We start from the raw sequence: 18,651 nt of genomic DNA, 5'->3' as shown, positions 1-18,651 counted from the left end.
TCACTGGGTGATCTCCTGAGTTTGCAGGTCGTCGGCGACGATAGCCCACTCGAAGTATTTGGACGGTTTAACTGGTTTCAGCAGAATGCGGACATTGAATTTGCTTTTGCCGAATACGGTGTTCAGGGTTGCGCGGTATCGAGTTGCCTGGAACGAGACGATATACCCTTGTGGGGATGCCTCGACTTTGTAGGCGGTAGTGCGGACAAATACCTGCGTAATCTGTTGTTCAGATGATTGCTTCGCTACCAACTTCAGGGTTTCTTCCTGAACTGCACGGAGGCGAGGCGACATCAGGCGCAGAGCTTCATTGGCGTTAGCGAATGAGGACTCAGGTGTGAAGTTGTAGAAGTTATCCAGAAATACCGAAACAAACGAAACAATGTGACGTTCAGGTATTTCATTTTCGCTCACGAACACACCGTCGGCGTTTGGATAGCCATACATAACGCGCTGTTTTTGGAGCTCAACGTTTGTGTTCTGCAGATTGGTGTTCGAGTTAATGAGGAACACGATTACAGCGGTAAGCACCACCGATACGGCAATGAAAGCAACCATGATCCTGCTGGACCGCAATTCACCCCTTCCGAGGAGATTGTAAAATTGAAGCGGTACGCCGTAATTGTCGCTCATTCTTAAGGCTCGTATCGGTTGCAATAAGTTGGAGATGGCAGGAGGCCAACTTCCAGCCAAAGATTCGTCAGGAAACTGTTCAAGCCCCTAGCAAGGCGTTTCACTGCTGGATACTGCTCAGCTAATTCGCCATTCTCTATTCTTCCCATCCCTAAACTCAGTCGCAGCACCATATGACCTGGTGCGGTATTCCGAGTGAGTCGTTTATAGAGCCACAAGCAGAAGCAACCTACTCCGAACGCGTCTATGGGATCGTTCGTGATCGAGTTGGTGAGCGCCATAGGGATCATCCAAATCAAAAGATCCTCTTTTTCCACGCCGCCAAAATTCAGCGGGGAAGTTGCATAGGCGTAGGTATCGCTATCTGTTGTGGTTCTTAAGCGCATTTTCAGTCTCGTCAGGTCGTAGTGAAGTTTGTGAACCCAGCCCAAGTAGCAACCTGCGAGATCACTTTTTCACCGAACAAGCACAACAGGAAAACGCAGACAGGGATCCACCACCATTTGCCACCTGCAAAGAAGATGGAGAACAAGAGGCACCCAATCGAGATGTACAGGCCCCAACCAGCGATGCTTTTCCACCATCCCTGCAAGCTCGCAGTGGTGTTCTTGGTCGTTGCTGCGTCAGGGCCGAATTGGCCGTTCCATGAGCCATCGGCGTGCGCCAGCTCTGGAAAGACAAACAGGGCGGCTACGGCCATCAGCAACAGGATGCTGACCATAAACCGCCTCATTTCCTCCAGGCGTATATTTGAGGTACTTCCATAGACGGTCATCGTCTCAATCTCCGAGTCGAGGTGGGGTTGTAAAAAACTGCCCATCTGGCGTGAGCTCCTGGTAGCGCAGGCGCTTTTTCTCCGGGCGCAGGATCACGTTGATGGTTTCTTCCACTGGCCGGACTTGGCTCAACATGCGCACAAGTTCCAATCCAGGAAGGGGGTGGGAGGCCTCAGCCTTTTTCAACTCGTCTTGAGCAAGACGAAGAGCCTGCGCTGCGCTCGCTAGGTGCTCGAGTGCAGCCTGGTACTTCGGATCTCGTTGATCGATGACGTATGAATCACCCGCATAGTCCGACGCAGCCGCGTTGGTCGCGACGCCGAAAATGCAGATGGCTAGAAAGACGGCTTTCATGAGGGATCTCCTTTCACTAAATAGTGGAAGTCGACTGCCCCATTTCTGATGGTTCTAAGAAAAAAAACCCGGATTGCCCGGGTTTTCTTTTAGTCGCGTCGTGCGCGGCCTGCGAGATCAATCAGCCAGCGGCGAGTACGATGGAACATCGCCAACAGCACACGGCCGAAAAATTTGAAAAGGTCTGCCGTAAGCAGGGTGAGGACGTTCTGGATAAAAGTGAAGAACATCCTGAAAACGCCACTTACTACGAGGCTGGTTACGCCCCGCGTCGCAGGAAATGCCAGACCAACTCCGATGATGAAAAGAACGATCCCAACGTATCCCAGTAGCCCAGCTCGCTGGATGTGGAATTCCATCAGGTTCAAGATCCATTCGATAACCCCGTCGAGGCTGTAATCCCAGTTTCTGATTTTCTCAAGCCAAGTCATTCGCGCCCCCAATAAGTTTCCGCATGCGAAATGTTTTCGTCAGATATCGCCAAGCAATTTCCGGTTGAAGTCGGTGAAGTCCTTCCATGCATTGATGCCGGCTTTACCGCGAGAATGGCGGCGAGTCAGTTTCATGTCGCGGAAATGGACTGATGGGAAGGTGCTACGGACCAGAGGCATACGAACTCGGTAGGTACCGGACTTGGCGATAATGATTCCGTCGCCCTGGTCGAGTGTCTGGAAGTCGTCCGGCTGGAGCAGGTCCTCTCGGGTGGACTTGGCTCCGACGCTTGAACTCGCCCCGGTGTTTTCATTCGAGATCAGGCCCGATTGCTCTGAGCTGTGACTGGCCCCCGAGCTGGTGCCTTGCGTTTCCTGCTCAAACTTCCTGAGTGTTGTGCCTGCAAGCTTGCAGGCGAAAGCTCTCGTCTCGGCATCACGGATATCGCAATAGATGTGCGTCCAACAGTTACCGAGTACCATTTCCACGAAAGGCGCCGATTTCTGTTGCAAGAATCCAACGCCTTGGAAAGCGATGATGATCGGAACGTTGGCACTGCGCGCCAACTGGAACAACGTGATCTGGCCTTCTTCTGCGAAGGAACCGTATTCGTCGAAGATGGCCGGGCAAATCATCAGCGGCTTCAGCTTCTGCAGCTGGATTTCACCGATGGCGCGCGCCAGGTCCGAGATGAAGAGTTTCCCCATCAACTCAACGCCATCCTTGTCAGCCAGAGCCGACATGGACAGCACTACAACCTCGCCATTCAGGATCGCGTCCTTCAGATCGACGTCGGGGTTGTAGGTGTTAACGATCCGCGAGTACTCAGAGTGGGCGAACGCAGAAAGCTTGGAAATGGCACCTTGCAGCATCGTTTTGAAGTTTTTACGGTTCCACTCGTTCTTCTCTTCGTCGTACCAATACCGTAGGTAGGAGAACAGGAACTCCTTTCCGTCTTTATGCGCATCGGAGTCCGACTCGCGAATTGACTTCACATAGCGGAGTAGGAGGTTGAAGTCCGACAGTACGGCAATCAGATCTTTGATGTGAAACGCCGGCTCACCTGGCTGCAGTTTCATACACAGAATTGCTGCCGACAGTGAGTAACGGTTTACGTCGGTCCAGAATTCCTCTTTGGACGCGGCCTGCATTTTCATCGCGGTCGACAGAGTTGCTCGTACGCCGCCCGAAAAGAATGGGTTGTAGGTGTGGCTCGTTTCAGGGAACTCAAACGAGATGAGCTTGAACTGATCCAGGCGGCCAGCTGCCTGCATCATTCCGTAAATCGCCCCGGACAAATCAGAATCGGCCTTCGCTTCGACCAGCAGTAGGCCTGCCCCTTTTTTGATTTGTTGTTGGATAATACTTAAAATCAGCTCAGTTTTACCTGTCCCGGTGGCGGCCAGCAGCGCTAGGTGGCGTGTCATGATGTCATCAGACAGCATGAATGGGATCATCCCGGGGTATGCCTCGATCAGGGTTTGACGCACGTCGTCGGCGCTCGAAACCCCTTTCTGGTTGGATACTTCATCTACACGCTCCTTCCACTCGACCCACGGCATGGTCTTCCCAAGGAATGTGGAACGTTGGAAGTCGCAATCCTGGAGATCGCTTTGGGTGTAACTGCGATCCCACACAAGAGGCTTCGTCGCCTCTCCGTCCTTCCGATCCAGATACAGCGTCCAAACGGCGCAACCGACTGCAATGGCAATGGAAAGGGGGAGGGGCATGAACGGAATTGCTGCACCTACCAGAGGTAAACTCAGCGCAACATTTCGAGCTTGTTGGGTTTTACGCCTGGCTGTGTCCTGTGCCTCAAGCCGGGCAGATCTGATCGCCATTTTGTGCCATCCATTTTGAAAGAAGTGAGCGAACCCTGGTCGGTTCGCTTCCGGGAAAACTCTCAGCAACCCCGTCCAGCTCGCCCACTAGCACGAGTGATCGTTTGGTACTGTTTAGCAAGGTGGACAAAAGCTCAGCGTTGAAAAGGCCCATGTGTTCTTTGAGCACAATCAGGATCACGAACTCGTAGATCCGGCCGCGGATGAATTTCGGAGTAAGTACCGCACCGTGAAACGGGTTCAGATTTCGCTTTAGGTCGAGCACTACGGGGTTGCCCGATCGAGGAGTTGCAACCATTCGCTCGGAGGAGAGCTCCGTCGCATCGAAAATCGAGAATGCTGGATGCTCGAGTGACAACGGTTGCCGGATAAGAACTGGCATCCCTTTGTAGAGTTGTTTCCCTTGGAACTCGATCGCCTCACTCGGCTCTGCGAATTCGTTGGCTATCGTCTGGGTGAGCCAAGCGATGGCGTCCGTACCAGGTACGTCAGCATGCTGTTTTACTACGACAGGCTTTATGTCGTGCAACGGGGAAATCTGGCACGTGTTGGCCAGCTCGCTCAAGAGAACGTTGACGACATCGGGAATGTCTGCCCGTGGTGTATTCAGCCAGCTGATGGGTCTTGTGGGATCGAAGGTGTCATCAGGCCGGATAGAACCTGACCAAATAGCCTTGGCAGCAAGGCGGTGTTCAGATCTTGCCGGCAACCAGAAGCTGGCCAGGAATGTTCGAATCTCAGGGACTTGGGATAATTCGTCAAAAGGCTGGCCAACATTCTGAGAGGGGAGGTCTTTTGGTGCTCCGAGCATGAAGAGCCGGCCTTCTTTAGGCATGGCCTCTAGGAGATAGTGAATATCTTCCACGCCCATTGAGTCAGCGCCCACCACCACAACAACTTCAGCGTGAATCGGGCTGGAACGATGCTGTTGGGGCACACCCGAGATGGGGTCGATGCCGATCAATTCGCCAAACCCAATGACTGCCGCTTCATCGCCCAGCGCTCGGCTTAGCTCGGAGACCATTTCCTTGGTGGAAGTAGTGATCAGGGCGTCAGAGCCAAAGGCCGTCAGATACAGATGTATCCCTTCGACGATGGTCAGTTGGTCGTGAATTGTTTCGCATTGCACCAGCGCCAGGCGTTCAGCCATAAGGCTGCTCAGGCCGGCAGCTAAAGTGCGCGTCGCAGATACACCCAGTTTCAGTGGGCGCAGCAGTTTATGAGCCATTTCCTCTGACGGAACGAGATCCCCAAGCTCATCAGCGTTTAGCTTGGTCCAGTTAATCGCCTTCTCAACGAGGGACTTCTCAATTTCGTAAAGGTTGAATAGCTGAAGCTTACGATCATCCGCACGCGCAACCTTTGCCTTGCTTAGCTCGGTGACTCCTTCCTTGATCAGGGGGAATACAGTTTGTCGGTCCAAGTTGAGAAGCTTGGAGACCGCTTCAATGAGCGGCACACCCTCAATATAGCTATGGCCCAGCCAGGCCTCTCTACGAAGCACAGCGACAACTGCACCCTTCACCGCGGACACAGTGTCATTTGTCACTCGAAATCGCTTGGCGAGTGATTGTGCGGTCGTGAAGGGCATGTCGTCGAAGTGGACGTAGAGCAGGTAAGGATCTTCACGCAACACGAGGTTCAGATCGGTCATGTACCCGAGGCGGCGTTGGAGAGTGGCGAGTTTCGCCGGTGGGATACCTTCAAGGTCGATTTGAGCCAGCGCCAACTGATGCGAGCGTTCTTTCGCCCAGGTGGAGCTTAGAAACTCTGCATCCCCCTCTGAAAGGCCTGCTTCTTCAAGCCGGCCCGGCGCTCGCTCCAAGATGTCGATCAGGTTCTCGCCAAAGTGCTGAACAGCCTTATTCGTCGCAGCGATCGGAACGCGGTTCTGCGTCAGGCTTGTGAGGTAGCGGGGTAGAGTCTCGAGCCCCTTCGGGGGCATCGACGAAAATGAGGCTGTGTCAAAATCCCCGCCCGGGATATCAGGGCTCCACTTACCGTAGAGGATGAACTCCTCGTAGAGGATCGGTTGCCCAAAGCTGCCGGTAGCTGTGAAGGTAGTCCCGTCGTCGCGGCGAAACGTCGCGATACCCCATGGCCCAGACGGATCGCGGTACTGAATGGAGCTCAGGATGGCTTGTTCTCGCAGCAGTCCTTCGACTGCCTCGGGTACACGTTCCATATTCATCCTTGTTCAAAAGCCCGGCCGCTATTCGCGATCCGCGTGGCGCGGCGGACCCTGCACAGGGGGCGCATTGTTGCGATCAGCGCGGCTTTGCGAAGCTTTTTAGGTGGCTCGTCGAGATGGCTTGGATATTTGTAGGTAAGAGCTATCAGTTGATCGAAGAGGGCTACCAGGTCTGCAGCGCGCAGCAGGTCATTCCAATAGATCATCTCTTGCGGATAAGCGGGCACGGGCTCAAGGCCTTCAAACAGACCGTCGGTAGGTAAGCCTGCATATTTGTCGACGAGTGCCTGGATCTTTTTAGTAGCCGCGTCAACGCCGCTCGTGAACAGCGTTGAGGCCGCTTTTCGTTGGCGAAACGTTTTGCACGCGAAGACTGCGCTCGAACCGTCGTGTAGGAATTTTCGAAGCGTCCCTCTCACAAGGGTCCCATGTTCAAACGGGAACTCCTCGGAGATCAGGGATTTTGCTTCGTTGGTATGGATTGGTTGCATTGTCGGCCTCGGGGTCTTAAACCAATAGTGGCTATGGACTGCCCCATTTTCGGCCTGTCTAACAAAGAAATCTGAAAAAAATTTAGACACCGGGCACTGTAAGCGTCCGGTGTCGTGCACCGTATCGACAGTGATTGGATGCATTTCTGTTGAGGGATTGGCCGTTGTCGGATTTTGACTAATGGCTCATCAGTTTGGATTGTGTACTAGGCTAATGATGAAAGCCCTGAAAACTCAGGGCTTTTGGACTTCCGGGTTACTTGTTTACCATCTCTTTCAACTGCTTTCCGGGAGTAAACACGGCCTTTGTCGCGGCAGCGATTGTAATGGCTGCACCTGTGGAAGGGTTGCGACCTTGACGCGCAGGTGTTTGTTTTACCGAATATTTTCCCCAGCCGGAGAACTCAACGGTCCCGCCCTGGCTGAGTTCTTCGCCAATTGTACCCAGCACTGCATCTACTGCTTTTTGGGCATCGACTTTGGATAGGCCTGCGCGCTCAGCTACGGCATTCACGAATTCACTTTTGTTCAAAATCAACTACTCCAGTTTGGATGGTTTCAAGGCGCCGAAATATTGTTAATTCGCCCCATGTCGAATCCTGATTATAGCGATGTACCGGTTGGTAGCGAGCCAAAAGCCCGTCACCAAATTCATCCTTAAATAACCGAGTATCCGCACCCTAACGCAAAGAAAATCGCCACGATCAAGCAATACCGAGCTGTGACAGGATGACCCGACCGCTTGAGCGAAAGGTAACCAAATGCACCCACGGGAATCATGAGCAGCCCCCAGATCATCTGGTGGCTTGTCACCTTCGCCACCAGTCCTGAGCCAGGCTGAAGAGGAGTGCCAAAAATGTCAGCAAGCAGGTACCCCGCGACGGCCAAGCACATGAGAGCCATGAGAAAGCGAGCGTGGGTATAACTGAAGCGCCCGAATTTGATGTCCCCGGGCTCATTCTTTTCAACTGTGTTCATAGTCCCTCCGGTTTCCAACCAGCAAAGCAGATCAAGCTACGGATGCCAACTGATCTGCATTGCGGGAAGCACGAAGCAAGATGATTGGAAGAGCGGCCTGATCGTCATCCTCCATATCAACACTCGCAGAGAAAGCCTCGTAGGCCATGGCCGCTGCTTTCGAGAATACAGCAGCGGGATGGATGTCGTTCAGTGCTTTTTGTGCATCGACGCAGTCGTATACTGGCAGCAACACGACGAGGCCGTTGTCGTGAATCCCAGTTGACCAAGCTTGCACCGCAACGCCTGAGCGGTGCTCATACATAATGCGCGTGTGATCCAGAATTGCCATTGAGGCTGCGCCGTACGTGGCTTGAAAATGGGCTGTGCCGGAAGAGTGTGTGGTGAAAGTCATGTGATTCTCCAATTAGACACTCCTTAACCTAACGTCTCTGGGTTGGAAGACCAGTGGAATTTGGCGCATGGTTTATGGATTTGTCTTCCGTTGCTCTGACGTTACCCTGAGACCATTCCTAAAATCTGCAGACTACCTGGAACCCACATATGACCTTGGATGAATCCGCACTGCTGGCGCAGCCTAGCGAAAATTACATGGACCAGGCGCAGCGCCAGTTCTTCAAGGAGTTGCTACATTCAAAACACCAGGAGCTTGCCACTCGAATATCTGAGCGGGAGCGGGCGCTTGGAGTGACCGAGCGGGTTGCTGACGCCTCTGATGCGGGCAGCATCGAAGAAGAACGGACTCTGACAATGAGGCTATTGAAAGGGGAGAGAGCAGAGGCGATCGCGATCAAGGCCGCGCTCGAGCGAATCTCTGAAGACTCATATGGCTGGTGTGAGGATACAGGTGAGCCTATCGGACTTGCTCGATTGCTCAAAAGCCCCACGGCTCTCAGAACCACAGAAGCACAGGCGCGCATGGAACGCCTGGGTCGTCACGTTCGAGCAGAAGTCGCATAGCTACGACTTCAGTTGCGCGGTAGTGGCTGACCGAACTTAGCTTTGATCCTGTTATAGCTGAAAGCAAAATGCCGCCTCTAATGGCGGCATTTTTATTACGTACTCAGCTGCGCGGCTGTGTCGGGTGGTCGCCACGTGGGGCTGGCATTCGCCCTTCGTGTCGGCGCATGCCATGTTCAGGCATGGCCACCAGCCGGCCCTCCCAGGCGGTGCAGACGCCATGGAATTCGTGGCCGTCGGCCATGCTGAATTCTACTTTTTCGCCCTCGGCGAGACCATCGCATGCTTGATAGGCGACTGCAGGAGGCTGAGGAGGGAGAGGGCGTTGACCAGCTTCCTCGTTTGCGTAAGCGCCTGCGGCTACGCCCATCAGTACAGCTAAAAAAGCTGCGGAAACCTTGATTTTCATAAGTACGCCTTTTCATATCGCAATCAGGAACCGTAAGCGTCAGCCTCCGCATTTTCGGTGGGGTCCACTGCTAGTGGATTCGCTAAGACCGGCTGTCAGCAGGATTCTACCTACCTGTATCCTGTGCGCACCCCAAAACAGGTGTCCGAAATTCACAAACCCTCACGCAGGAATTCCAAAAGTTCCGCATGCGGAATTTCTCAAAATGGCTCCGTCCCCCTTTGATTTCCGACCATAGGGTTTGGGTTGTTCATCTAGGGTGATTCTTTATCCTAAGCCCATCCTATTTGCATGATGCTGGATGTCTGGACTACCTGGAATGAAGAAGAGAAAGCTGATGGGCGGCCTTGTGGTCATTGGAACTGCTGCGGGGCTGACGGTCTGGGCTCACGAGGACCTGAGTGCCTATGAGCAGAAATTGTGCGTGCTGCAATCCCCTGAGAGAATTAACGCGTACACGGCCAAAACTGAGTTTGCTTTGTCAGAGGTGAGCCGAATCAATGGCTGTCGTGACGATGAGGTAGGCACAGAATTCTTCTCTACCGCCGAGCGCGCCTGTGCTATTGCAGCAATGCTTGATAGCACGACCTACTTTGGAGGAATGGCCAGTGCAAACGCGGCATACCGATGGCTGAAAGATCACCCGGGTGATCAGGAAGTTCGCGAGGCTGCCCTGCAGGCACTTAGTAATGCCCGAGCTTATCTCGCATCCTCCAAGCCCGAATATGACGACTATCAAGCCCTGCTTATCGCCAATGACAGATCTGTTATCCGTTCGCTCATTTACGGTCGTCTGAGCACCGGGGACCAATTCTCGACAGAAGCGGACGACCTTGATCATGCCGAATTCACTGTAATGCTGCCCCAATTGGCCACTCAGCAAATGGACTGGCGTCACCAAACTGAAGACGTCCGCCAATAACCAACCTTTTTGACTCAATTTGGATTTACACATGCTTGCTGATTTTGAAGACATTGCAGAAGACCTGGGTATTGACCTCCCCGATGACCTTGGACAGCTGATCGAGCTCGTCGCACGGCCGAGTAAGCCTGGTCAGATTGCACCGCTTTCAAGCATTCCCGATATTGAGTTCATTGACGCTGGCGATGCGGAGCGCATTCTCGGGGATTGGCTGGGGCGTAAGAAACAACGTGGAGCTGACTACACCTTGCTTCCCTTTGCGCAGACCGGTGCAGGGGACGCGCTTTGCTATGTAGAGTTCGAGGAGGGTGGCCGAGGCATCGCGTTGGTAATCCATGATGAAGAAACGTCAATCCTGGAGTTTCCGAGCGTTAGCCACTGGATCACAGACCGCTATGTTAAGGCTTGCCTCAATCTTCAAGACTTGGACTGTGACCCTGCCGAGGGCGTTGTTCGAATGAAAGGCGAGGTGAGTCTGCTCTCATCGATCATTTTGCCGGAGCATCGAGAGCTCCTAGAAGGGCTGCTGAATGGTGATATTGTCGAGCGTCCCACAGGTACTCGGATTGTTCAGTCGCTGCTTTCTCAAGAGGTCGCTGACTCATTGGGTCAGTCCCTTGTTTCGGATCTCGAGATCGAGTTCGACGTTCGCCCTGAATGGGAGGACTGAGTGCATGTCGATCTCACTGATAGGCGTCGATGTTTACGATGGCGACATCATTGCTGGTGTCGATGAAGTAGGGCGCGGACCCCTTTGTGGTGATGTTGTCACCGCAGCTGTAATTTTAGATCCGGCGAGGCCGATTCTGGGCTTGAACGATTCAAAGAAGTTGTCCGAAAAGAAGCGTGATGCACTGTTCAACGAAATTCGTGATAAGGCGCTCTGCTGGTGCGTAGCCCGGGCCTCGGTCGCCGAAATCGATGAACTCAACATTCTTCATGCGACGATGCTCGCTATGAAGCGGGCAGTACAAGGCTTGTCCATCCAACCAACGCTGGCGCTTATCGATGGGGACCGATGCCCGACATTGCCCATGCGATCGCAGGCAGTCGTCAAAGGCGATGGGCTCATCCCGGAGATTTCGGCCGCAAGCATCCTCGCAAAAGTAGTCCGTGACCGAGAGATGGTCGAGGCGGATCTCGTATATCCCGGCTACGGCCTAGCAGGCCACAAAGGATACCCCTCGCCAGTGCATCTAGAGGCACTGGGCCGGCTTGGAATAACACCAATTCACCGCAAGAGCTATGCGCCTGTGAAGCGGATCATTGATGGATTAGCTCTTACTCGCGGAAGCATTGCTTAGAGCATCGCGGCGGTGGGGTTGATAGGTTCAGGAGTACCGCATCGATTCAAACCGCGTAGTGTCGGAGATCAATACGGGACTTCTGAAAAGCCGTCTTGACGGCGACTGTAGAGGTGACCTCTACGGCTGTTGCACGAAGAACAGGTGTCCTTCCTTCGAGCACGAGCTCACCGGACCTCATTTGAATTTCCAGAACTCGTGCTGCCGGAAGTGGACTACCAGTGGGCCAGTGAACGGCGTGCTCGCTTCAGACTCCAGCTATTCCGACAGATCTCAAAGAATGCAAAAACCCCAAAAAGCACGGTGTATGTGGCTCGGATGATACCCCCTTGATGCTCAGCTAACGTGTCAACGCTGACTGAGGCGATCTCCTCGCGGGAACACGATACTGGGCGCATCGGTACGGTCTGCGCTGGTGGTACATCAGCACAGCGCTCAATCAGCACTTGTCCGGAGTTCGGTGAGTATGTCGCTGCCAGCTTCTGCGCAGACTCCATAGCCGAAAGCAGTTGGTATGGAATTTCGGCAAAACCCCGGCCTTGCAGACAGACCACGAGTGTCAGACCTATCACCAGGAGCGCGGGGTAAACAACTCCCGCCCGGATGATGAAGCGCAGGGCAAGTTGCAAGGCTGCGATGCTTGGCATCAGCGATATTGAGCTAAGGCGCTCGCGAATCTGGGCTAGGGACATTTAATTTTCAATCCTTGGAGTAGATTCGACATGATCGAACAGTCATCGATTCAACGCTATCCAAAATAGGTGCCTGTTTTCTGCGGATTTCCCTGGATACAAATAGGAGGTCCGTTAGCCTATGATTTGGAAGTCAAATGATCCGGAGTCATCAGTGGAGTCAGCACTTTTTTCAGCCGCGCGAGCGTTCGCGATAGCCAACCTTAAACAACTGGCCTCAGAAGTCCTTGCCTGGCAGAAGGGAAGGCCAATAGATGTCGACGCACACCTTCACGCTCTGGCTAAGATGTGTGAAGACAGCGGATTCAAGGTTGACCCATACCAGCAGGCGGAGAGACTTGTAGTCATCGCCTCACTCGAGCATTCAGCGGCGCTTTAGCTCGAGGTGGGGGTCGAAGTGGCGTGGTCTTCCTACACCTCAGAGGAGGACCCGCCAGTCTGCTTCTGCTTGGGCAAGCTTATCAGCGGCCAGTTGCACCGCGGAGGCATGACGCCGCAAGGCTTGATCACGAAGTGTCGGCGCATGCTGCAGGTCCTGTAGGCCTTTGGCTAAGAGAGCTCCAAGTTCCGATGCTCTAGAGGCGATTGCGCGCTTGACGTTAGCGGTATCTGTAGGAGTAATCGCTGCAGTTGGGTTGAATCGAAAATTCTTCTCGTGACTCGCCCGCCAATCCAACAAAACGTTGGTGAGTTTCTCCCCAAAACCTTTCACCTGACGAATGCGCTTCGCATCGATTTCTGCGGCGGTTTCAATACCGAACGCTTGTAGAGATGCGCGCTTTGCGGGCCCGACGCCTGGCAGGTTAGCGCGGTCGAGAAAGAATCTCTCAAGGTATGCAGTGCGCTGCTTTTTCTCAGCGTTGGCGCGAAGTGATGCGAGGTCTTTTTGCTCGCGCGTCGCTAGTCCGTCGAACTCGACCTTCAGCCGAGTGAGCAGCTCTCGTTTTGCTGCAGTTCTCTCCCCGCCGGCATCAATTTTCAAGGCGGACACGGCACGGTTATAGTCTTTTCGAGCCAACTCCCGAGCGGCAGATCTACGCTCTCTCTCTTCATCCCTTGCTCTTGCGCCAAAGGCCCCAACTGCCAGCCAGGTGACTACGGTCACGACGAAGTAAATGGTCGGTATACCACCTAAAGCGCTCCAAATCGCGAATATGCATGCGGTGAGCGCTAGGCTGATGATGCGCTTTGCAGTCCTGCTGAAAACTCCGAGGGGAAGCATTTCACCCTGAGGATTTGGATTGCTGGCTCCAGGGATTTGCACTTCGGCCATCCTGGGAACAGCGCAGATTGCTGCCCAGATCTCGCCAATTTTTACCGGGGTTCCGGGAGTATCTGAAACCTGGGTGTAGACTGGCGTGCTGACAAAGTACATGACGCCTTTGACATCCATTTCACACCAAGGACATGACCCAAGGTGCGATGGGAATGTGTGCATTTTCGACTTTGCACAGGGGCGCAGGCTATTACGCAATCGATCTAGTTCGTCCAGCCATTGCTTAGCAGTTGGCCGGCCGCCTGCCAGACCTGGTTCGGTAAATGCGTTTTCAAACATACTCACCATTGATGGTGGTACTGTTGTGACCGGTAGGGCATTAGGCGGGGGCAGCAGCAGGCGCTGTTTTGCCGTTGCGCTGTAGGCGAAGCGCAGTTGGGCAATGTTTTCTTCAATCGTTTCACCAATGCCATCCCGTTGCGGAACACCTGCAAATGGATGCCGGCCGCCCATAAGTAAGTGCCACACGAGTAACGCTAATCCGAAGGTATCCGCAGAGAATTCCCGAATCACCCCGCGGAAGCTTTTCCCTTGTAGCTCCGGGGGAGTGTAAGTTCCGACGCCGACTGGGCACCCGTAGGTTCGATTTCCGTCATTGAGCTGATAACTGTCAGTATCTATGAGTTTCACAACAGCTTTTGCATTGACATACAGGTTGCCGTGATTCACGTCTCCAGCCACGATTCCGCGCTGATGCAGCACGGCAAAAGCAGCTGCAGTATTGCGAGCGGCTACAACCAAAAAGTCGAACCCGCGCTGGCTGAACTCTTGTTTACGTTGAGCAGGGCTGTACAAAGCCTGGATGGGCTTCATACCTCCGACTTTCTCCATCGTAAATCCAACAACAGGGCCACCGGGACGCTCATGCAGAGTCGACTGTGGCCAAGCAGCATACTTCAGCAATTGCTCGTCACTGTTGCCGGTCATGTAGACCAGCTTGGCCTGCTTCTCATCGTCGATAGGTGTGTGATAGACCTTGGCTACGACGTCGCGACTACTTTGAAGCGAGAAAACTGATCCTTCCCCACCTTTCCCAAGCTCATCGATCAGGTCAACTGGCTGTCCATCAGCCTTGAAGAGCCTCCTTGCCATCTCAGGACCTCAGAACAGCAATGGCCAGGCACTTGTCGTCATCGGTGCGCTCGTTGATTCTATCGCTCGACAGGAAGCTTTGAAGGGCGCTTGAAAGCTGCGGTCGGCTAGCGTCACTCAGGTTTGCAATCTTTCGCAAAATCGGCTCAAAGAAGGGGAGATGTGGTCTATTCTCAGCGACGTCCAGAGCCAGGCGCTCCAGACCATCGGAGAATAACGTCATGGATTTTACGCCTGCAGGATATGTCTTAACAGCTAGGCGTTTAAGCGCATCTGTGTCTGTGATGAATGTGGTCATATTGGAGTAAAGACCCTTCATTGGCTCGATCGAGAGTTCAAGCCCGGTACCGGGGTCAACAACAATTCCACCGTCACCTATCTGGAACGCGATTGCACCGTATGGCGACGAAATCGCGCCGAGGAATGTGCACGCATAAGATCGGGCAGGTTGATTATCTTTCTCTGCCGCGAGAAAGATCGATTGCTGAATGTCGCTAATGATTTGAACAGCCAGGCTTTCATCCAAAGGGATTTCCGCCAGTTGCATCAGCTGGGATACAGTTTCATTGGCAGCATTCACTGCCATCTCTGCCCCAAGCTCGCCATACGAAGCACTTCCAGCTCCGTCGGAAACGAAGACTGCTGCCCATGTTGTTCCTGCCTGATCAAACAGCCGGGAAGAGCACCGATCCTGACAGACGCCACCGCTTTCAATATGTGCGGTGCCGATCGCTACCGCGCTGCCGCATTCCCACATCACACGCTGGCCCAGCCTGCTGGGGACGTCAGAGCCACCTCGGTACCTGGTGAGGACTGGGAAACGGACTTCATTGAGGCGGAAAGCCACACGAATAGCTCTCTGAATTTAAGACCCTGCAGTTTCAATGGTTCTCGAACACTGATCTGAGAAAGCACGTCCATTCGCGCCCCTTCAACGCCAACGGCAAAAAAAGCCACCTTTTGGCGGGCTTCGTAGTCACGAACAAGTGCTGCAGCGTGCTGCCACTCATCAGTTGGTCCTCCGTCTGTCACCAGCAGACACCAAGGTTTAAAACGTCCTAGGCCTGCTGCCTTATACTCCTCTTTGCGGGCTTCAAGCATTTCTAGGCCCAGCCGGATTGCTTCGCCCATGGGGGTATCCCCACGAGCTGTTAGAACCGGCGGAATGAACGCATTCGCGGTGATGAAAGGAGTGTGAATCTCTGCCGGCCCGAACGTCACGATACCGATTTCGACGCGCTGCATTGCCAGCGAATCAGACGCCAGTTCATCTTTAAATTGCACCAGTCCGTCGTTGAGTGCTTCGATCGCAGCACCGCGCATACTGCCTGAAATGTCCAGTATGAGTAGGCATGGGCATCTCGGTTCAGGATTGTCGGCCAGCCCCAGGTCTACAGTGAAGTCGATTTGATCAGTCATTATTGCATCCTTAAAAACACTAGATCGGGTGTCTACGGCTCTCGAAATCATCTATCCAAAAAGCCCTCCCGCTTTTGATTGCGCCATGTCGTTGCGGACGTTCGTAAACGTCCGCATCGAAAGGCTGGTGGCAGCTGCTCAGAGTGGAGTTTTGCAGTACGAGTACCAGGAGGTCACGATCCCGCTGTTCCCGCCTGCTGTGATTTTCTGTTGGAGAGCGCCAACGGTGTATCGATAGCCGTTGTAATCGATGTGGCCACTGGTACCCATCATGAAGTCACGATTTGGCAGCTCACCTTCAACGTAAAGGTGGGCCTGGTTGCTATAGGCACCGCCCGTGTAAACAGCCCAGGCATGGACTCGCGAGTAACCGTTATGTAGCTCGTAGTGGTAGTAGCAAGTAGTTGCTGCCGGCGGAGGGCTGAGAGTTCCCACGGCAGTTTGTGACGCGGTGACAAGCACGGTTTGGCCAAGGGCGATCGGTGCCCCGACATTACGGATTTGTCCGGTCACTGAGCTCTGCTCTCGGTTCTGCTGGTATGCGATTTGATTCTGGTAGCAAGTTGCTGTCTGGGTGAAAGCGACACCCGCGGCGACTGTTGATGCATCCGGAGTCCACGCACTGCAACTGTATGGAGAGCCATTGTTGGCCCAAGCAGTATAGGTCGGTGCAATGGGAACCCATTTGTCTGTGAAGGGTACGTAAATTGAGCCGTATCCACCCTCAGCCGAAGAGGTAGCCGTTACTGTGGTTCCCCCGATCTGGTGGGAGGACGTCAGGACAACTTGGGTGAGGCCGTTTACATCTGTGAGCGAAGACGTTGCACTCAGTGTCCCGTCCGTGGTGGTCCACACGATCAGAATGCCTTCCCCGGCATTGTTGCCGGCGTAATCCGTTACTGTCGCGGTCAGCAACGATTGCTCGCCTACTGCCGCAATAGCTGCTGGTGATGCGGTAATGACAATCGTCAGGGGCATTTCGCATGAACGCCAGCCTGTAGTGCCCGTATCGCAGGTAACGGCAGTCCATCCAGAGGTGTTGGTTCCCGTCCTGATCCGTTGCCAATTCGAAGCGCTTGCTGCTGAGGCATCGAGAAGAAACGCTAACGCAGACACTAGGAGGGCAATAAATCGGCCATTTGCGCCTTTTTTGAGGATGCTGAGCATGGGCCGGAGCAGGCTCAGGATAAGGAGCGATTGGAGCAGCGCACCTCCGCATTGAGGAGTCTGGCTTGGCATTTTACTTGGCGATTGTGTGGTTGCTGATAGAGGCAACCTCGCCGTTTGCGATGCAGAATCGCTGCTATCGCGTTCTGCAGCGCGTTGTCCGTAATCGGTTGCTCTCATGGATGGTGCTCTGGTTTATTAATACTCCTTGTACTATGCCTAATTAGTGCGATACCGAACAATCCAAAACCACCTGCCGAAATTACTCGGCGGCCTCTTTTTGTTCTCTGTCAGACTGGGCTCTGTGCAAGATCCCGCATCAGGTGGGGTGTTGATGATCCTTTGCCTCTGCAATCATCCAATCAAGTAGGGCAAGAAACTCATCCACGTCGATCTCAGTCCATTCACCGCAATCTGCGGCGTGAAGCATTTCCGCAAAGGCAGGGCTACATTCGGGTTGCCGAACCTCACTTGGATCGATACTGGTATATACCCATGTCCCGCCCATCTCTTCGGCCAGGAGCTGTTTTCTATCCTGCAACCCCAGCAAGGCGGAAAAGAGCTGACCCTCTGTGCACGATGGATTTTCAAGAAGCACCCCACTTCTCAGGTCGGCCCCTGATATCCCGTTGGCTGCCAGCTGGACAATCAGGGCTTCTACACGTGTCAAATCATTCATTTCTGGCTCTCATGGTTCACCGATGAATTTCTGGGCGTCCTGCAGTGCGCAGGCCTCGCGCGTAGACCTGCCCCTGCTGGCCATGTCAGTTACGCAAGGTCGTAGCCAATAGCGAAAAGGGCCATTTCGATGCTTCGAAGTGTCTCAGCATGAGTTTTGTATTTACGGAAGTGGCTTTGTTCGCTCAGCGGATGCTTCGCTGCCTGGCTCAAGACCCAATTCGCGTGCAAATTCCAACGCGCGTGGTGCGCGCCTGCGCGAAGTCGTCCAAATTTGAGGGTCCCTGTACTTGGGTTCCGTCGTTTGGGCTTGACGGAGGTCTCAGACTCTTTGGCTGCGGCCCACGGAAACTTGAGAGCGGCAGGTACGGTCGTCAGACCCTTTTCGTGACAGAAACGAACAACCATTGCTCCAAGTGCTGCCGCTACGCGGCTGTCGTAGATGACGAAGTCCTTGCATATGAGGCTGTACACCTTTGTCATACCCGAGTTGAAGCGCAACTCTTTGGATTTCAGCACCGCTACATCCGGATCATTTTTTGCCAAGGCTGCAGCCACTTCGTTAACCATGCGGCCGAGCCCCTCTTTGTGTTCCTTCAGCCAACTGACGTTACGGGCAGTGACGCCGCCCCAACCCATGATGTCGATCGTGGCTTGCAGCATCTTGTTGTCGTCAGTGCCGGCAGCGATCAGATCGGTACGCAGAGCCGCCAATGCATTGTCATTACTGGCGGTGCTGGAACCTGGGTTGTAGGCAAGACGCTCGTTTCCAGGGTGGTTCCACATGTAGGAGGCATATGCGTCGTAAAGGCTGCTGCAATGCCACTCAACCCCAGTGCGACGGTTAACGTAGCGGTGAGAGAACATCGCCTTCGGGTCGAGCTGGATGGCGAACCACTCGATGAAGCTTTCAACGTGAGGGAGGGCGGCGTACGGCTGTTTAGTTTTCATCATTCGCACCTGTGGACTGGCTATTAAATTAGGTATCGCGTGCCAGTAAGGCTATGATTTCGCACGTCGATACCGTTAGTTGTCC

Annotated in this window: 22 protein-coding genes; 4 read left to right on the top strand and 18 right to left on the bottom strand. The window is 53.8% G+C overall.

Annotated features, from left to right (window positions below):
• The 11 genes from AC07V9_RS05510 to AC07V9_RS05460 all read right to left on the bottom strand — a co-directional run bounded on the left by AC07V9_RS05510 (position 1) and on the right by AC07V9_RS05460 (position 8,090).
• The gene (locus tag AC07V9_RS05510; RefSeq protein WP_495014704.1) at positions 1-633 is read right to left on the bottom strand and encodes a hypothetical protein; all 633 of its coding nucleotides are present in this window, start codon (positions 631-633) and stop codon (positions 1-3) included.
• A 2-nt stretch (positions 634-635) separates the two neighbouring features.
• Entirely contained in the window at positions 636-1,019 is a 384-nt protein-coding gene (locus AC07V9_RS05505; RefSeq protein ID WP_495014703.1) for a hypothetical protein, read from the bottom strand.
• Positions 1,020-1,030: 11 nt separating this feature from the next.
• Entirely contained in the window at positions 1,031-1,453 is a 423-nt protein-coding gene (locus AC07V9_RS05500; RefSeq protein ID WP_495014702.1) for a hypothetical protein, read from the bottom strand.
• Positions 1,413-1,763, bottom strand: a complete 351-nt coding sequence (locus AC07V9_RS05495; protein WP_495014701.1) for a hypothetical protein — start codon at positions 1,761-1,763, stop codon at positions 1,413-1,415. The genes AC07V9_RS05500 and AC07V9_RS05495 overlap by 41 nt, the downstream gene beginning before the upstream one ends.
• Before the next feature lie 89 nt (positions 1,764-1,852).
• Positions 1,853-2,194 carry a hypothetical protein gene (locus AC07V9_RS05490; protein ID WP_495014700.1) on the bottom strand — a complete coding sequence of 114 codons (342 nt, stop codon included), beginning with the start codon at positions 2,192-2,194 and terminating at the stop codon, positions 1,853-1,855.
• Positions 2,195-2,233: 39 nt separating this feature from the next.
• On the bottom strand, positions 2,234-4,036 hold the full coding sequence (locus tag AC07V9_RS05485) for a type IV secretory system conjugative DNA transfer family protein (RefSeq protein WP_495014699.1): 1,803 nt from the start codon (positions 4,034-4,036) through the stop codon (positions 2,234-2,236).
• Complete coding sequence (locus AC07V9_RS05480) at positions 4,011-6,221, bottom strand: helix-hairpin-helix domain-containing protein (protein WP_495014698.1); 2,211 nt, start codon at positions 6,219-6,221, stop codon at positions 4,011-4,013. Before AC07V9_RS05480 ends, AC07V9_RS05485 begins: the two co-directional genes overlap by 26 nt.
• Before the next feature lie 2 nt (positions 6,222-6,223).
• Positions 6,224-6,718 carry a hypothetical protein gene (locus AC07V9_RS05475; protein ID WP_495014697.1) on the bottom strand — a complete coding sequence of 165 codons (495 nt, stop codon included), beginning with the start codon at positions 6,716-6,718 and terminating at the stop codon, positions 6,224-6,226.
• Between the two features lie 256 nt (positions 6,719-6,974).
• A complete protein-coding gene (locus AC07V9_RS05470) occupies positions 6,975-7,250 on the bottom strand; it encodes an HU family DNA-binding protein (RefSeq protein ID WP_495014696.1) in 276 nt (91 codons plus the stop codon).
• A gap of 125 nt (positions 7,251-7,375) precedes the next feature.
• The gene (locus tag AC07V9_RS05465; protein ID WP_495014695.1) at positions 7,376-7,696 is read right to left on the bottom strand and encodes a hypothetical protein; all 321 of its coding nucleotides are present in this window, start codon (positions 7,694-7,696) and stop codon (positions 7,376-7,378) included.
• A gap of 31 nt (positions 7,697-7,727) precedes the next feature.
• Positions 7,728-8,090 carry a hypothetical protein gene (locus AC07V9_RS05460; protein ID WP_495014694.1) on the bottom strand — a complete coding sequence of 121 codons (363 nt, stop codon included), beginning with the start codon at positions 8,088-8,090 and terminating at the stop codon, positions 7,728-7,730.
• Between the two features lie 149 nt (positions 8,091-8,239).
• Here AC07V9_RS05460 and AC07V9_RS05455 point away from each other — a divergent pair, with 149 nt between their 5' ends.
• Positions 8,240-8,656, top strand: coding sequence for a TraR/DksA family transcriptional regulator (locus AC07V9_RS05455; protein WP_495014693.1), 417 nt, complete (start codon positions 8,240-8,242; stop codon positions 8,654-8,656).
• Positions 8,657-8,759: 103 nt separating this feature from the next.
• Here the strand turns inward: AC07V9_RS05455 and AC07V9_RS05450 are convergent, their stop codons facing one another.
• On the bottom strand, positions 8,760-9,065 hold the full coding sequence (locus AC07V9_RS05450; protein WP_495014692.1) for a hypothetical protein: 306 nt from the start codon (positions 9,063-9,065) through the stop codon (positions 8,760-8,762).
• A 319-nt stretch (positions 9,066-9,384) separates the two neighbouring features.
• Here AC07V9_RS05450 and AC07V9_RS05445 point away from each other — a divergent pair, with 319 nt between their 5' ends.
• From AC07V9_RS05445 to rnhB, 3 genes are read left to right on the top strand one after another with little or no spacing between them, the layout of a single operon-like run.
• On the top strand, positions 9,385-9,987 hold the full coding sequence (locus AC07V9_RS05445; protein ID WP_495014691.1) for a hypothetical protein: 603 nt from the start codon (positions 9,385-9,387) through the stop codon (positions 9,985-9,987).
• A gap of 31 nt (positions 9,988-10,018) precedes the next feature.
• Positions 10,019-10,657, top strand: a complete 639-nt coding sequence (locus AC07V9_RS05440) for an SMI1/KNR4 family protein (RefSeq protein ID WP_495014690.1) — start codon at positions 10,019-10,021, stop codon at positions 10,655-10,657.
• Between the two features lie 4 nt (positions 10,658-10,661).
• The gene (gene rnhB / locus AC07V9_RS05435; protein ID WP_495014689.1) at positions 10,662-11,291 is read left to right on the top strand and encodes a ribonuclease HII; all 630 of its coding nucleotides are present in this window, start codon (positions 10,662-10,664) and stop codon (positions 11,289-11,291) included.
• A gap of 1,110 nt (positions 11,292-12,401) precedes the next feature.
• Here the strand turns inward: rnhB and AC07V9_RS05430 are convergent.
• From AC07V9_RS05430 to AC07V9_RS05405, 6 genes are all read right to left on the bottom strand, one after another.
• Positions 12,402-14,351: a helix-hairpin-helix domain-containing protein gene (locus AC07V9_RS05430; protein WP_495014688.1), complete on the bottom strand. Its 1,950-nt coding sequence runs from the start codon at positions 14,349-14,351 to the stop codon at positions 12,402-12,404.
• 1 nt (position 14,352) lies between these two features.
• A complete protein-coding gene (locus AC07V9_RS05425; RefSeq protein ID WP_495014687.1) occupies positions 14,353-15,108 on the bottom strand; it encodes a PP2C family serine/threonine-protein phosphatase in 756 nt (251 codons plus the stop codon).
• Entirely contained in the window at positions 15,108-15,770 is a 663-nt protein-coding gene (locus tag AC07V9_RS05420) for a vWA domain-containing protein (protein ID WP_495014686.1), read from the bottom strand. The genes AC07V9_RS05425 and AC07V9_RS05420 overlap by 1 nt, the downstream gene beginning before the upstream one ends.
• A 138-nt stretch (positions 15,771-15,908) precedes the next feature.
• Positions 15,909-16,937: an Ig-like domain-containing protein gene (locus AC07V9_RS05415; RefSeq protein ID WP_495014685.1), complete on the bottom strand. Its 1,029-nt coding sequence runs from the start codon at positions 16,935-16,937 to the stop codon at positions 15,909-15,911.
• A 319-nt stretch (positions 16,938-17,256) separates the two neighbouring features.
• Positions 17,257-17,616 carry a hypothetical protein gene (locus AC07V9_RS05410; RefSeq protein WP_495014684.1) on the bottom strand — a complete coding sequence of 120 codons (360 nt, stop codon included), beginning with the start codon at positions 17,614-17,616 and terminating at the stop codon, positions 17,257-17,259.
• 89 nt (positions 17,617-17,705) lie between these two features.
• Complete coding sequence (locus tag AC07V9_RS05405) at positions 17,706-18,566, bottom strand: hypothetical protein (RefSeq protein ID WP_495014683.1); 861 nt, start codon at positions 18,564-18,566, stop codon at positions 17,706-17,708.
• Between the last annotated feature and the right edge of the window lie 85 nt (positions 18,567-18,651).

This window comes from Pseudomonas sp. GW821-FHT02A11 (assembly GCF_059421985.1).
Note: the sequence above shows the minus strand (reverse complement) of the source record. Positions and strands in the feature narration are given on the sequence as shown.